This window comes from Rheinheimera sp. B2H12 (assembly GCF_059620065.1).
Genome location: NZ_CM184363.1, coordinates 2,793,444 through 2,809,041, shown reverse-complemented (window position 1 = coordinate 2,809,041; position 15,598 = coordinate 2,793,444). Strand labels below are relative to the sequence as shown.

General features: G+C 48.2%; 13 protein-coding genes. 9 read left to right on the top strand and 4 right to left on the bottom strand.

From position 1 onward, the window contains the following. Window positions 1-76: 76 nt before the first annotated feature. Both AC53GJ_RS12145 and AC53GJ_RS12140 read left to right on the top strand, forming a co-directional pair. A complete protein-coding gene (locus AC53GJ_RS12145; RefSeq protein ID WP_496727966.1) occupies window positions 77-1,501 on the top strand; it encodes a mannose-1-phosphate guanylyltransferase/mannose-6-phosphate isomerase in 1,425 nt (474 codons plus the stop codon). Next, on the top strand, window positions 1,502-2,890 hold the full coding sequence (locus tag AC53GJ_RS12140; RefSeq protein ID WP_496727965.1) for a phosphohexomutase domain-containing protein: 1,389 nt from the start codon (window positions 1,502-1,504) through the stop codon (window positions 2,888-2,890). A 624-nt stretch (window positions 2,891-3,514) separates the two neighbouring features. On the opposite strand, the gene AC53GJ_RS12135 is transcribed toward AC53GJ_RS12140, so the two are convergent. Further along, window positions 3,515-4,366 carry a PEP-CTERM sorting domain-containing protein gene (locus AC53GJ_RS12135; RefSeq protein ID WP_496727964.1) on the bottom strand — a complete coding sequence of 284 codons (852 nt, stop codon included), beginning with the start codon at window positions 4,364-4,366 and terminating at the stop codon, window positions 3,515-3,517. A gap of 284 nt (window positions 4,367-4,650) precedes the next feature. Further along, complete coding sequence (locus AC53GJ_RS12130; protein WP_496727963.1) at window positions 4,651-5,529, bottom strand: hypothetical protein; 879 nt, start codon at window positions 5,527-5,529, stop codon at window positions 4,651-4,653. Window positions 5,530-5,768: 239 nt separating this feature from the next. Between AC53GJ_RS12130 and AC53GJ_RS12125 the strand changes: the two genes are divergently transcribed. Genes AC53GJ_RS12125 through AC53GJ_RS12095 form a run of 7 tightly spaced genes read left to right on the top strand, consistent with a single transcriptional unit; the run spans window position 5,769 to window position 13,000 of the window. After that, window positions 5,769-7,169, top strand: coding sequence for an undecaprenyl-phosphate glucose phosphotransferase (locus AC53GJ_RS12125; protein WP_496727962.1), 1,401 nt, complete (start codon window positions 5,769-5,771; stop codon window positions 7,167-7,169). Between the two features lie 16 nt (window positions 7,170-7,185). Further along, complete coding sequence (locus tag AC53GJ_RS12120) at window positions 7,186-8,382, top strand: outer membrane beta-barrel protein (RefSeq protein WP_496727961.1); 1,197 nt, start codon at window positions 7,186-7,188, stop codon at window positions 8,380-8,382. 9 nt (window positions 8,383-8,391) lie between these two features. Next, window positions 8,392-8,910, top strand: coding sequence for a polysaccharide biosynthesis/export family protein (locus tag AC53GJ_RS12115; protein ID WP_496727960.1), 519 nt, complete (start codon window positions 8,392-8,394; stop codon window positions 8,908-8,910). Continuing rightward, window positions 8,910-11,102, top strand: a complete 2,193-nt coding sequence (locus AC53GJ_RS12110; protein ID WP_496727959.1) for a GumC family protein — start codon at window positions 8,910-8,912, stop codon at window positions 11,100-11,102. Before AC53GJ_RS12115 ends, AC53GJ_RS12110 begins: the two co-directional genes overlap by 1 nt. Then, entirely contained in the window at window positions 11,099-11,830 is a 732-nt protein-coding gene (locus tag AC53GJ_RS12105; RefSeq protein WP_496727958.1) for a tyrosine-protein phosphatase, read from the top strand. The genes AC53GJ_RS12110 and AC53GJ_RS12105 overlap by 4 nt, the downstream gene beginning before the upstream one ends. Window positions 11,831-11,843: 13 nt before the next feature. After that, window positions 11,844-12,575 (top strand): hypothetical protein, encoded by a 732-nt coding sequence (locus AC53GJ_RS12100; RefSeq protein ID WP_496727957.1) that lies wholly within the window; start codon window positions 11,844-11,846, stop codon window positions 12,573-12,575. 17 nt (window positions 12,576-12,592) lie between these two features. Beyond that, on the top strand, window positions 12,593-13,000 hold the full coding sequence (locus AC53GJ_RS12095; RefSeq protein ID WP_496727956.1) for a 3-phosphoshikimate 1-carboxyvinyltransferase: 408 nt from the start codon (window positions 12,593-12,595) through the stop codon (window positions 12,998-13,000). Between the two features lie 37 nt (window positions 13,001-13,037). Here the strand turns inward: AC53GJ_RS12095 and AC53GJ_RS12090 are convergent, their stop codons facing one another. Continuing rightward, complete coding sequence (locus AC53GJ_RS12090; protein WP_496727955.1) at window positions 13,038-13,217, bottom strand: DUF6435 family protein; 180 nt, start codon at window positions 13,215-13,217, stop codon at window positions 13,038-13,040. Window positions 13,218-13,408: 191 nt separating this feature from the next. Next, window positions 13,409-15,037, bottom strand: a complete 1,629-nt coding sequence (locus AC53GJ_RS12085) for a methyl-accepting chemotaxis protein (RefSeq protein WP_496727954.1) — start codon at window positions 15,035-15,037, stop codon at window positions 13,409-13,411. Between the last annotated feature and the right edge of the window lie 561 nt (window positions 15,038-15,598).

Below are 15,598 nucleotides of genomic sequence, written 5' to 3'. Positions count from 1 at the left end.
GTCGCGTGGTTTGACAGGGCTTTGATGTTTACCCACACTGGTTTTATTGCCAAAAAATTGTACAAGGAATTCTTTTATGCTTAAACCGGTCATTATGGCGGGCGGATCTGGCAGCAGATTATGGCCACTGTCACGCGGCAATTACCCGAAACAGTTTCTGGCACTCAACGGCAAAGAAACGATGTTGCAACAGACTATTCTGCGACTGCGCGGTTTGTCGCATAGCGCACCGCTGTTGATTTGTAATGAAGAACATCGGTTTATTGCCGCCGAGCAATGCCGGCAACTACAGATCAGCAATAGCACCATTTTATTGGAACCGGTTGGCCGTAATACGGCGCCGGCCATCGCACTGGCAGCGATCCAATCGCAGTTACAAGGTGAAGATCCCATATTGCTGGTGCTGGCAGCTGATCATGTGATTGGCGACGAAGCTGTGTTTCGTGCTGCAGTTGAGCAAGCGTTACCTGCCGCCCAAGCTGGCAAGCTGGTGACCTTCGGCATCGTGCCGACTCATGCCGAAACCGGTTACGGTTATATCCGCCGTGGTGATGAAACAGCAACACAGCAGGGTTTTTATGTGGCTGCTTTTGTCGAAAAACCGGATCTGCAGACGGCAGAACGTTATTTGCAAAGCGGGGATTATTACTGGAACAGCGGCATGTTTATGTTCCGCGCTTCGGTGTATTTACAACAGTTACAGCAATTTAGGCCAGATATTCTGAAATGTTGTCAGGACGCGCTGGCACAGCTGACACCGGATCTGGATTTTGTTCGTATTACCGAGGCTGCTTTTATTGCCTGCCCGGATGAGTCTGTCGATTACGCCATTATGGAACCACTCACTGCAACGCAACCTGATGCCGTGGTGGTGATGCCATTGGCTGCTGGTTGGAATGATGTCGGTGGTTTTGCTGCGTTATGGCAGGTCGATCAGAAAGACGCTGCTGGTAATGTGTTGCATGGCGATGTGATGACGCATCAGACCGAAAATTGTTATGTGCGGTCCGAACAACAACTGGTTGCCACTGTCGGCGTGCAGGATCTGGTGGTGATCAGCACCAAAGATGCGGTGCTGGTGGCCCATAAAGATCAGGCACAAGATGTCAAAGCCATAGTGCAAAGGTTGAAACAGGCCGGCCGGCCCGAAGCGACCTTTCATCGCGAAGTGTATCGGCCTTGGGGCAAATATGACTCCGTGGACCATGGTGAGCGTTTTCAGGTGAAGCGGATCACGGTAAAACCCGGTGCCAAATTATCGGTGCAGATGCACCATCACAGAGCTGAACACTGGATTGTGGTGTCAGGCACTGCCAAAGTGACAATTGATGGCCAGGATCAGTATCTGACGGAAAATCAGTCGGTGTATATCCCGATCACGGCGGTGCATGCACTGGAAAATCCGGGCAAGGTGCCGTTAGAACTGATTGAAGTACAATCTGGTTCTTATCTGGGTGAAGACGATATTGTGCGGTTTGCTGACCGCTATGGCAGGTCATAAATGAACAGCATCGGATTTCGCGCTATTGACTGCGTCAAAGCTTATGATATTCGCGGTAAATTAGTTGAGCAACTCGATACCGATGTTGCTTATCGGCTCGGTCGTGCTTTTGCTGAGTTTTTAGCGGCCAAGACTGTGGTGGTCGGTGGTGATGTTCGTGCCACTTCAGCAGAATTAAAACTGGCGCTGGCGCAAGGCATGTTAGATGCTGGTGCCGATGTGATAGACCTTGGTATGACCGGTACTGAAGAAGTGTATTTTGCCACATTTGAGCTGGGTGTTTGTGGTGGTATTGAAGTCACTGCCAGTCATAACCCGCTGGATTACAATGGCATGAAACTGGTGCAGGCTGGCGCTAAGCCGATCAGTGGTGATAGTGGTTTGCAGCAGATCCGGCAATTGGCAGAGCAGGGCGACTTTGCCACGCCAGCCCGGCAGGGCCAATACCGGCAACAATCCGTGCTGGCGGCTTATGTGGCACATTTACTCGGTTATATCCAGCCTGAGTTGTTTAAGCCATTAAAAATTGTGGTGAATTCCGGTAATGGCGCTGCCGGTCATGTGGTGGATGCGCTGGAGCAGCGGTTTGCACAATTGCAGTTACCGATTGAATTTATCAAAGTGCACCATGCACCGGATCCGACTTTTCCCAATGGGATCCCTAATCCGTTATTGCCGGAAAATCGAGCCGACACCAGTGCTGCAGTGCTCAAGCATCAAGCCGATTTTGGTGTGGCTTGGGATGGTGATTTTGATCGCTGTTTTTTGTTTGATGAAACCGGACGTTTTATTGAAGGCTATTATATTGTTGGCCTGCTGGCAGAAGCCTTTTTGCAACAGCATGCTGGTGCACGCGTGATCCATGATCCAAGGTTAACCTGGAATACGATTGAACTGGTGCAACAAGCGGGTGGTCATGCCATTCAGTCTAAAACCGGCCACGCCTTTATTAAAGAGCGGATGCGACTGGAGGACGCGGTTTATGGTGGTGAGATGAGCGCTCATCATTATTTTCGCGACTTTGCCTATTGCGACAGCGGTATGATCCCCTGGTTGCTAGTTGCGCAGTTGATGTGTGTCAAAGGCAAAGCCTTGTCGGCTCTGGTTGATGAGCGGATTGCCGCTTATCCTTCGTCAGGTGAGCTGAATTTCACCATCGCAGAACCGGCGCAAACCTTATTGCGACTGAAAAGTCATTATGCAGCAACTGCTTTGAGTCTGGATGAGACCGATGGGATCAGCCTGGAGTTTGGCAACTGGCGCTTTAATTTACGCAGCTCTAACACAGAACCCTTAGTACGGCTCAATGTTGAAAGCCGCGGCGATATCGCCTTGATGCAACAAAAAACGGCCGAGGTGGTGGCGTTGTTATTACAACAACAAGAATAGTGATGGCACTATATAACTGACTGATTTATTTGGCATTACATGCGGCTGGCGCGTATATATCAGTCACCGCAGGTCGGATTGGCCACGAAGTGCACCACGGCCCCGCCGGGGCAGTCCGACATGTTATGCCAATCATCTCACAGTCAACCAAACCATGATTCGCCGATCGCACCTTTTCGACTCGCCATGGATTTGTAGGTCGGACTCGACCCGGCGAAAAAGCCGGGGCAGTCCGACATGTCATGCCAATAATCTCACAGCCAACCAAACCATGATTCGCCCATTACACCTGTCGGACAGCCCAACTGCTATGCAGTTGGTCGAGTCCGACCTACGCATTTATCTACCATTTACCAAGATCGGATTTGCTACGGATCTGTAGGTCGGACTCACCACGAAGTGCGACACGGCCCCGCCGGGGCAGTCCGATATGTTATGCCAATAATCTCACAGCCAACCAAACGATGATTCACCGATCGCACCTGTCGGACTGCCGCAGCGCTTCACGCTTTGTCGCACTTCGTGGCAAGTCCCGACCTACCAATCACAGCAGCCAACCTACCCGGCATCAAATGATACAGACATAAAAAAAGCGGCCTTAGCCGCTTTTTGATAGCTTTATGCTTAGACTTTACGGCGACGAGCCAGTAAGCCGGCAGCTGCTAAACCGAACATTGCAAAAGTTGCAGGTTCAGGAATTTTGGCAGCCAGGCTAACGTTATCCAGTAACGCACCTTGCTTGTTACCGTCAACGCTGGTGTATTGCTTATTTTGCCAGTTAAAAGAAACTGACTTTTGACCAGCGCCACCAAAACCTAATACCATGCTGGCAGAAGTAGCAGTTAAATCAAATTTGTACTGCACCCAGTTTTCGTGGTTATTCACTGTTTTGTTGTCAACAATCACTGCACTGTTGAAGTCGATTGTTGCAGTCTGATTACCAGCATAGTTTGGTAAATCATCCTGAGTTAACCAGTACACATCTAACAGGTTGTCATCCAGGTTAGTGTTACGGGCACGGTACCAAAATGTCAGTTCATAGGTTTTTCCGATCACCAGATTTTCCAGACCCTGGTAAATACCAGCGTTAGAAGAACCTGACAGTGCACCATTACGAACGTCAAAGTGTGTATCTAATTCCAGGAAACGATTGCCATCCTGCGCATCAAAAGATGTAGAAACACCGTTGACACCAGTGGTCACACCGCTGTGGTTGATTTCAACACCAGTGTTATACAACATGCTCCAACCCGGCAGGTAGTTGTATACACCCCAACGATTATCAGTCGCTTGCGAACCTAAAGAGTCAATATGACGTGAAGGTTGGTAGATATACTGATTCGACATTTTTACACTTTCAGCAACGCCGTCGAAAGCATCTTCAAAACTTCCGTTTTTGATTAGGGATGCATTGGCATGCAGTGAGGATAAACCCACAATCACTGCAACTGCTTTTAATAAATGATTAGACAACATTGACACTCCTGTGACATTTTAAAATACACCAAGCAATTAAGCAAAAACCATGCCTAAAATTGCAACTCATTGATTTACAAGGGGCTCAACAAAATGCGCTTAAGTGCCTTGTAAAGTATACTGACGCTTACTGCGGACAGATGTAACAATTTACTGCCTGTTAAACTAGTCACTGAATTTTACGCAACAACCAGCGTAAAAGCACTGATTAAATTGTTAAGACTTTATGTTGTTTTCTTGACGCCCCTGCATCAAGCCACTGCAAAAGTATCGCAACAGCCAGATTATTGGCCGCCAGAGCGCAGCGATCCAACTGTGCCTAACCGCCATAACATGGCAGGTTGCGCTTTAGACTCTTCTTGCGTCAGCCATACTTGTTGTTGCTTATCAACACAAACCGCCTCGACCTGGCCACTGCTCTGCAGCGGTATTTGCCTGATCAATTGGAAATCAGTGTCAACCAGCGCCAGAAAGGGCTGGTAGTTGTTGCTGAAGATAAACTGCAGCGGGTTTTTCCGCATATCGGCATAACCGACCAACACAAACAATTGTTCCGCTTCACTAAAAGCGGCGTCGGTCACCAGGCCGGTTAAGCCCGCAATAGCAGCAGCTTGGCGCAGTGGTTGCCCGGCTGCCCACTGAAAAACCTGTGTGCTGCCACTGAACCAACTTTTACTGAACAGCCAGACACTGCCATTGGCGTAAGCCAAAGCTTCGGCATCCAGATCATGCTGATATGGCGCTGGTAGCGATGTAGGATAGTCAGGTCGCTGTAACAGGATCTGATGCGGTACCTGCGGTTGCTGCCAGGGCTTTTGCAACTGCCACAACCAGGTTTGTTTTCTGCTGCCACTGTTATTGCCAATGTCACCAATCCAGATCTGGTGCTGGCTTTGTGTCATGGCTTCCCAGTCGGTATTGCTGACAGCTAGTTTTGTCCGCTGCAAAATCCGGCCCTGATGGTCAATTTCGAACAACTCACTACTATTACCAGAATCGTTTAACGTGAGGAAATGGCCGTTGTCGAGGCACAACAAGGCAGAGCTTTCACTAATTTCATCAGGCAGTAACACAAATTGATTAATGTCGGGCTTTTGGCTGCAACTGCTGGTTAATAGCAACAGCGCCAGGCAGCCGAACCGATAAAAAAACGGTAATTGCATCTGAAAATGGATCCTCTGTTGTTGTCACTGGTCTGCACAGTGATGACTTAGTCATGATAACAAAATGTGCCGATAGGGGATCTGATAAAATGGTGTTATATTACAACTGTATTGCTTTAGCTGTTACTAAATTGAGATACCTTGTTGAAGATTTCTGTTTGCAACCAAGTAGCGCAATGAGTAAAATCGCCGCCTGGCAATACAAATGTCACATTTTGTAATCACGGAAGAGTATTGTTTTGAATAAGTCAAACCCGCTTGAAGTCGCGAATAACGGCTATGCCTTCTTATATCGATTTATCGATATCTCTATACTTATCATAGTTTTATTACTCACTTGTCATGTTTACGGCGTTGATTTTGATAAAAATTATTTGATTTTATTACTCGCGCACATCGTCGTTTTTACTTATATAGCCGAAGCGTTGCAATTATATCGTTATTGGCGTGTTGGCCGGTTTTCAAAAATGCTCTGGCTGGTGATGGTGATCTTGATTATTGCCTTTGGTGTGCTGGCCAGTGTGTTATTTTTGTTTAAAGCGGGTGCCAGCTTTTCCAGGGTCGTCATTGGCTTGTGGTTCCTTTTTTCTTTACAACTGATGCTCAGCTGGCGAATTTTGTTACGTCTGATCCGTAAAGTACAACTGGAACATGGCGTGAATTTACAAAAAGTGGCCATTGTCGGGTTAACCCCGCGCGGCGTGCAACTCTTTCATGAATTTAACAACCACCCAGAGCTTGGATTCCAATGTATCGGATTTTTCGATGATAGGGAAGTGGCTCGTTTTCCGGAAGAATATCGTCAGTTTGTGTTGGGCACAGTGAATGATTCGGTGCTGACGGCACAGTCAGGTGTGATCAGCCGGTTATACATCAGTTTACCTTTGCATGCCGATAAACGGATCCAGCAAATTGTGCAGCAACTGGGTGATACCACGCTGGATGTTTTTTTGGTGCCAGATCTGTTGTTTATCAATATGATGCATGGCCGCTTGAGCAATGTCGGTGACATCGACACTATCAGTGTGTTTGAGTCGCCGCATTATGGCGTGCAAAACTACCTCAAACGCACTTTTGATATCCTCTTTAGTACAGCGGCACTGATTGGTTTATTGCCCGTGCTGCTGATTATTGCCGCGCTGATTAAATTAACTTCCAAAGGGCCGGTGTTGTTTAAACAAGACCGCTATGGTCTGGATGGCAAGAAAATTGGTGTCTACAAATTCCGCAGTATGAAAGTGATGGAAAATGCTGACACTGTGGTACAGGCGACTAAGGGCGACAAAAGAGTGACGCCACTCGGGGCTTTTTTGCGCCGCACTTCACTCGATGAGCTGCCGCAGTTTATTAATGTGCTCTGTGGCCAGATGTCAGTGGTTGGCCCCAGACCTCATGCGGTTGCTCACAACGAACATTACCGTAACCATGTTTCTTTTTATATGCTGCGGCACAAAGTCAAACCAGGCATTACCGGCTGGGCGCAAATTAACGGCTGGCGCGGTGAAACCGATACTCTGGATAAAATGGAGAAACGGGTTGAATTCGATTTATTTTATATCCGTAACTGGTCGTTGTGGTGGGATGTAAAAATTATTTTTAAAACTTTATTTAAGGGATTTGGTGGAAAAAATGTGTACTGAAAAACAAGGGAAATTTATGAAAACTAACACAGCTATTATCATCAGCACTGCATTGCTTAGCTTTGCAGGTGTGGCCGCTGCGCAAGAAGCCGGTGTGATTACCACAGAGTCAGGGATTGATTTTGTGCCGGCGCTGACCAGTACGCTGAAACATGATGACAACGTTGCCCGTTCAAACGTCAACGAAATCAGCAGTTGGGTTGGTGTACTAACACCTTCATTAAAAGCGATGATTGCCGATGGCGCCGATGTCTATACCTTATCTGGTGCCCTGACCAATGGTCGTTACTACAGCAGTGAAGCCGATAACTTCACCGATGGTTACCTGCAAGCGGAAGCAGTGATTTCTCCATCCAGCCGCGATAATTTTAAATTTAGCTTAAATAACCGTTGGTTACATGAAGAACGTGGTACTGGTATCACCCAGGGCAATGGTCTGGTTCAGGCAGAGGTGGTTAATTTTATTGATCGTACCTTAGATGCCGAATATAAATACGGCGCCGTCAGTACGCCGGGTCAAGTGCGGGTCAATACCCGTTTGTACAACAAAGAGTATTCAAACTTCCGTCAAAGCACGCAATATCGTGATTTCGATTCGGTGTTGTTTGGTGCCGGTTTCTTATATCAGTTACCTTCTGCTTTTAAAGCGGTGACGGAAATCAATAGTGCAGATATTATCTACCAACTGGTTGATCCAACAGGCAGCCGTGACAACCGCGACACCAACTACCGTCTTGGTGTGGAATGGGCATTTACCACGGTGAGCGTGGGTGCGCTGAAACTGGGTTATCAGGACAAAAACTTTGAAATCGCCCAGCGGGAAGATTTCGGCGGTTTTGCCTGGGAAGCCACTTTTGTCTGGCAACCGCTGACCTATACCGCGGTTGATTTTGCTGCCGGTCGTCGCGCTAAAGACGTTGACTCTGTCAACGTGACAGGCGACTACATTCTGGAAACCAGTGCAGCAGTTGGCTGGAACCATGACTGGAGCGAAAGCTGGAGCACCAAATTATCGCTTGAGTATATGGATAACGAATACAACGTGTTGAACCGGACTGATACCAGCCGTATTGCCACGGCAGAACTCAGTCACCAAATGTTACGCTGGCTAAAATTGACTGCTTTTGCGCAACTGGAAGATCGTAATTCTTCAGTGGCGGCAATTGAATATGATCGGACTATTTTCGGCCTCACCGCCGCGTTTACTCTGTAAGGATAAGTGATGAAGTACCTGCTGCTCGTATGGATATTGGTATGCTCGGTGTTAGTTCAGGCTCAGGAAGCTGACAATTACATCCTGGGCCCTGGAGATATTATTGTGATCCAGGTTTTTGGTGAGGATGAACTTAAACTTGAAACTCAGCTGACGGATAATGGCACAGTCAATTATCCGTTTCTGGGCACAATCAAAGTGACCGGTATGACCATTAAACAGGTTGAGCAGCATGTATATCAGGGCTTGAAAGGCGATTATTTCGTCGAACCAAACGTTTTTGTCGGTATTGTGCAATACCGGCCATTTTATATTCATGGTGAAGTGAAAAAACCCGGCGGATACCCTTATCAGCCGGGCATGACAGTCAACCAGGCGATAGCACTGGCGGGTGGTCTGACAGAACGTGCCTCACGGGAGAAAATTTTTATCTCCCGTGAAGGCGACAAAAACACCACGCAAAATGGTACTTTAACCAGCCGGATCAGCGCCGGTGATACCATCACCATTGAACAGAGATTTTTCTAATGTCGTTAATTGTTGAATCGCAAGGCTCAAACCAGGCCAGGGAAGAAGTGATCGACCTGCGTAAATATTTTGCTGTGATCAACAGAGCAAAGTGGCGCATTTTATTACTGGCAATTCTGGTCGCTGCACTGACGGTATTTGTGGTGCTGAACATGAAACCTTTGTTCAGTTCCAAAGCCACCCTGCTGATTGAAGCACAGCAGGCCAAGGCGGTAAAAATTGAAGAAGTGTACGGTATCAACTCGATGCAGCAGGAATATTACCTGACGCAGTTTGAGATTTTAAAATCCCGTAGTATTGCAGAAACCGTGATTGACCGGTTAAAGCTGGCTGAACATCCGGATTTTATTCCGGAGCCTTCCCTGACCAGCATGATTAAAGAGCAACTGCCATTTTTACCGGCAGAAACCGCAGCTTTATCGCCGGAAGATAAAGCTGCCCGGGCTAAAGAGAAACTGATCGAAAAATTTGTCGGTCGCTTGAGCATTGAGCCGGTGCGCAAAACCCAGTTGGTGAATATCACTTTTGAATCGCATGATGCAAAACTGGCGGCTGCGGTGGCGAATGCAGTAGGGGATGCCTACATTGAAAGCCAGTTAGAAGCCAAAATGGGCATCACACAAAAGGCGAATACCTGGCTTGGTGGCCGTTTAGGTGAACTGCGGTTAAGACTGGACCAATCAGAACAAGCGTTGCAGGAATTCCGCATTCGGGAAGGTCTGATTGATGTGGCCGGTGTGCGTAGTCTGGGCAGCCAGGAGCTGGAGCGGCTTGGCACTGAAATTACCGTTGCCCGGGCGAAAAAAGCCCAGGTCGATGGTTTTATCCGGGTTATTTCACAATACGGCAGCGATAAAATTGACCGCATAGAATCTTTACCGGAAATTACCGCCCATCCTGGCGTGCAAAACGTCAAGCGCGAGCAAGTGACGGCGGAACGTAAAGTGTCTGAGCTGAGCAAAATTTACGGCCCGAAACACCCGAAATTACTGGCAGCTAAATCAGAATTGGTGTCGGTGCAGGACAACCTGCGTGAACAGATCCGTAAGCTGATTGCCGGTATCGAAAGCGAAGCTCAAACCGCGACGCAGAACCTGAATTCACTGGAAGCGGAAATGTCGCGCGCCAAAGTGCAGTATCAGGATTTAAGTGGTAAAGAAACAGAATACCAACGGTTGCAACGTGAAGTAGAAACCAACCGTCAGTTGTTTGATACCTTTATGGCGCGACAAAAAGAAACCGAAGTGGCGGGTGATTTTAACTCTGCCATAGCCCGTTTTACCGATCGGGCTATGCCTGCGACGGATCCATTTAAACCAAAGCGCAAGTTGATTGTGGTACTGGCATTTATCGCCGCGCTCGGTTTTGGCGTTATTGTGGCTTTTGTGATGGAATCGCTGAACGATACCATCAAAACGAACCAGGATATCGAACAATTGTTGCAACAACGCGCGCTTGGCATGTTGCCTTCGGTACCGGGTAAAATGGCGGATACCGAACGGAATAAACTGTTCTTCGATCCAGAGCAGCGGCAATTCAGTGAAGCGGTGCGCAGTATTAGAACCAGTATTTCGTTACTGGCGATTGATAAACCACTGCAAGTGATTGAAGTAACATCTTCTATTCCGGAAGAGGGCAAATCAACAGTGTCAAGCAATATCGCTTTTGCTTATGCCCAGCTGGAAAAAGTGTTGTTGATTGATGCCGATATGCGTAAACCAACAGTCGCCAAGCGTTTTGGGTTACCAGCTTTCCAGCCCGGTTTAGCCAACTATCTGGCGGAAACTGAAAGTCTGGCCGATTGTATTGTCACCGATGAAAAGAGTGGGGTGGATATTCTGGCTGCAGGCGCAATTCCGCTCAATCCATTGGAATTATTGTCAAACCCACGTTTTGAAGCTTTATTAACTGAGCTTAAATCGCGTTACAGTAAAATTATTATCGATACGCCGCCGGTCCATGCGGTCAGCGATGCCTTGGTGTTATCGCGTTTTGCTGATGCGGTGGTGGTGGTGGTCAAAGCTGATCACACCCGCAGTGGTTTGATCCAGTTATCGCTGTCGAAGCTAGTGACAGCTCATGCCAAAGTTTTTGGTGTGGTGCTGAACGATCTGGATATGAAAAAAGCGGAAAAATATTATGGTTCATACGGTTATTATCAGTATTATGCGGAAAAATCAGAATCAGCATGATTGATCTGCATTGCCATATTTTACCGGGCATCGATGATGGCGCCAGTGATTTGACTGAATCGCTGGCGTTGTTACGCTTAGCTGTGGCCGATGGCATCAGTCATATGGTCGCCACACCGCATATTAATCCTGGTTATTTTGATAATACGCCGTTGACTATTCAACAAAGCCTGGTGGTGTTACAACAGGCGGCGCAAGCCGCTGGCATCAACATCCAGTTATCAGCTGCGGCTGAGGTCAGAGTCACTGCCGATCTGATGCTGGCCGTTGCGCAGCAACAGTTGCCGATGCTAGGCACCTGGCAAGGCCAGCAAGTGTTATTACTGGAGTTTCCGCATAGTCATATTCCGCCTGGCAGTGACAAATTAATGAAGTGGCTGTTGCAGCGTAATATTGTGCCGATGATTGCTCATCCTGAGCGCAATAGGGAAGTGCAGGCCGATCTCTCGGTGTTAAACCCACTGATCCGCGCTGGTTGTTTGTTTCAACTGACGGCATCTTCGGTGCTGGGTGATTTGGGCGAGCGGCATCAGCAATGTGCAGCAGCCTTGTTACAACAAAGACTATTCACCATTATGGCGACAGACTGTCACAATCTGCAGCGTCGGCCACCAAAACTGGCCGCCGCTTTTGCCGCCGTCGCCGCGCTGACGGATGCGAGCTATGCCAGTCGGCTGGTGAACGAACATCCGGCATTGATCGCACAGTCAATGCACTTTCCGGCCTGATAAGGAATCAGTCATGCACACAGCGCCACTGGCACTTAACACCAAACGATTGATCATTGTGCTGCTGGCTGTGACAGTCGTCTGGTTGCTGACATTAGTGTGGCGAGCCGGTTGGGCCAGCATGAATTATTTTCAGGTGCAACATTGGTTATATCAGTGGAACAGTGACAGCAGCCAACTGACCGAAGCGCAGTTTCAGGCGGCCGATGCAGCCATGCACAAGGTGCTGCAACTGGAACCTGCGCACCCGCACTATTTATTAATGATGGCCAAAGTGCAGGAGTGGGGCTGGTTTAAAGGTTATTTGGCCAGCGAGCAGATGGCTGGGGTGGAGCAGTATTATACTGATGCCATTCGGTTGCGCCCAGCCTGGGCTGTGGCTTATGCCGATTATGCCTGGTATTTAGCTTCAGTCCAGTTTCGTTTAACCGATGCTTTTGAGCAAATTGCCCTGGCAAAACAGTATGGGCCTTATCTGGACGATGTGCAGCATCGCACTTTAGCAGTGGCATTTTCGCGTTGGAGTTACCTGACGGTGCAGCAAAAAGCACTGGCGTATCAGACGCTGGCGCAGGTGGTGGCTTCGCCTCATGCGATTTATAGCAAAACCTTACCCCTGGTGCGTAATTATCAGATGCAGCGGCTGGGTTGTATCTATTTGCGCACTCAGCTGCGGCAGGCATCACCGTTCATCGAGCAAAGAGTGCAACGAGATTTTTGTCGCCCCAGCCAGCCAAAAAGTTAATCAGAACGGGATACGCGATGACAGTTTCAGTGCCTGAAGATATCCGGCAAGATCCAACCATTCAAAAGCTGCTTAGCCGGATGCCGGCTGCAGTACAGCAAAGTTTCACTGAGCAGCAACTGGCTGAACTCAGAGTGGCATTAGGCGCCAGGCAGTGGGGAAAACACCGCATTGATGTACGCGGTACTTTGTCGTTGTGGCGCTTTCGATATTATTATGTGTTTGTCGCCGGTCGCAACGTGCGCGAGCAAAGCCGGCACGCCCGCCAGTTGTCTTTGCTGGGCCAGGCACTGATGATCAGTCTGTTGTTATCTTTCTGTATGCTGGCTGGTTTATTGCTGCTGTATTTAGTTAAATCCGCCCTTGGCATTGACTTACTCGATGGTTATTCATTTGGGATCTGGCACTGGTTTAAAAGCCTGTAACAGAACAGACTTGTCCCACTGTTCAATGAAGCTGGCGTTATTGGCTGCGCCCGGTTTGCAATGTTTCCAACTGCTGCCACAACGCTTCTGCCTCTGCGGTTAAATCGGCAAATAACCGCATATCACCTTTGCGTTGTGCCAGCATGGCTTGCTCTGCTTTTGCATCATACTGCTGACGTAATTTTTTCACCGGGTCGCGCTTAAAAAAACTGAACATCACTCTCAATCCTGCATTGTTGTCTGAACATGATGCTCGGTATACGTAAGACAGAGGCGGGATGGTCAGTCCGATCGCAAAGTTATTTATTCCGCTCGCCAGCGACAGCCTGCGCCAGCTGGACTGCCCTTGCAAACAGGGACAGTCCGGCGGCTTGCATCCGCTGCTGCTCTGGTGCCAGAATCAAACCTTTAACTGATTTTGAACTGTTTGACATTAGATTCAAGTTTGCTGGCCAAGGCGGTTAACTGATTGCTGGCATCGGTAATTTTGGTTGCCTCATGTTCGGCCTTCAGGGCTGACTGGGTGATCTGACTAAAGTTTCTGTTGATCTCGGTGGCAACCACAGATTGTTCTTCGGCTGCAGTGGCTATTTGCATGTTCATATCATTGATCCGGGTGACTGACAAATTGATCACATCTAAGGAGTCACCGGCACAACGCGCTTGTTGCACACTCAGCTGTGCCTGCTGCTTGCCTTCATTCATCACTTTCACCGCCAGAGTCGAACTCTGTTGCATTTTTTCAATCACAGCCTGGATCTGGCGGGTCGATTCCTGAGTCCGGCGCGCCAGATTACGCACTTCATCTGCCACCACTGCAAAACCGCGACCTTGTTCGCCAGCTCTTGCCGCTTCAATTGCAGCATTTAGCGCTAATAAATTCGTCTGCTCTGCGATGCCCTGGATCACCTCTAATACAGTGCCAATCTGCCGGCCATCTTCTGACAAATTGTGAATAACATCAGCAGCTTCGCTGACTTTATCGGCAAGGGCATTAATACTTTGCTGCGTTTTGCTAACCTCTTGCTGACCCGCACTAAACTCATCCATGGCTGTTTGAGCTAAACTTGCTGCTGCACTGGTGTGATTCGCTACTTCCAGCACTGTCGCTGACATCTGCGTGACGGCGCTGGCACCTTGTTCAGTTTCCAGCTTTTGATTACCGGTTAACAACTCGTTTTGTTTTGAGGTATGTAACAAGGCGCTGGAAGCCACTAATAACTCGGCGGCAGCACGCATCGAATTATTGGTCATCTGCGTCAGGTGCTGGGTCAGATGTTTGACTGCAGTTAAAATACTATGCTCTCCACTCGCGCTCACACTCACCGTTAAATCACCTGCAGTGATCTGATTAATTACCAGGGCAGCATACTCAGGTTCGCCACCGATAATGCGCTTTAAAGCGCTGACCAGATGCACCGCGACAACAGCACCAACAATCAGCGCGATTAAGGTGACTGTAGTCATAATCGATTGAAAACTATTGGTTTGTTCCCGAGCAGCTTTCACTTCTTGTTGTATTTTACTTTCCTGGACATCAATTAATTTATTGATGCGTTTAAGCCACTCGCTATAGCCTGGTGAGACGGTGTCTTGCAGAAATTGTTTCGCTGCTGCCGACTGATCATTGTCAAGCATGGTCAATAATTGAGCCGTGTTGGCCACAGTCAGTTGCTCTGTCTGCTGAATATCTTTGAGCAGTGACATTTCTACTGAACTTGGCATATTTTTCATAAATAACTGATCCAGCGTACTGGCAGCCTGCTGATAAAAGTTATTCAGTCTGATGATGTCTTGCTGGTGGCTTTTGGCGCTTTCCATGTTTGCTGCCAGCACCACATCGCGAATTGAAATGGCTCTGTCATGCACGCTGCCACGAAAATTAATAGTTTGGCGCTGCTCTATCGCAGTTTGTTCAGATAACTGAGTTAAATTGTCATTAGCGATGCCGATTTTCACCAAGCCTAAAATCGTGATCCCCAGCATAATGACCAGCAGAAAAGCAAAACCTGTATAAAGACGTTTAATTATTTTCATATGCACCTTGTCTCATTTAAACGTAAAAAACATCAGCCTTTGTCCGCTCTGTGCAGGTCGCTTTGCCTGAAACAGCCTTGTGATGAACGACTGGCGAAGTCAAAGCCGAAAGCTGACCTCGGTGTTGCCCTTGTGTTGTTCACGCTGAGCGCAAATTAACAGAGCTTCGCAGTATGCGCCAAATCCGGGCTTTGAAGTTAAAAATTACGACACCTGCTGATTGCTCACAGTAAAACCCTGAGGCCGCTAGATACTAACGAACAATGGTTGCACTATCTAACGCATAAAATGGTGAGATTTAATTGATTTTATCGATGGATGTTCGCAGCATAGCCAGCGAAGCGCGAAGGATCACCGCAGTGCTATGCAGAGGGTCGGACGCCGCGCGTCGCACGCCGCGCGTAGATCCATTCGTGTATTTTAAATCAATAGGTTAGGATTCTGTTCAATCGTAGCTCGGACTGCTGCTATGCGGCGAATCCGAGCTACAGGACATGGTAGATAAAGCAGCAGTTTAGGATGAGCGGTTCATGGCAGGCACGACTCAGATGAAGGCGGGTG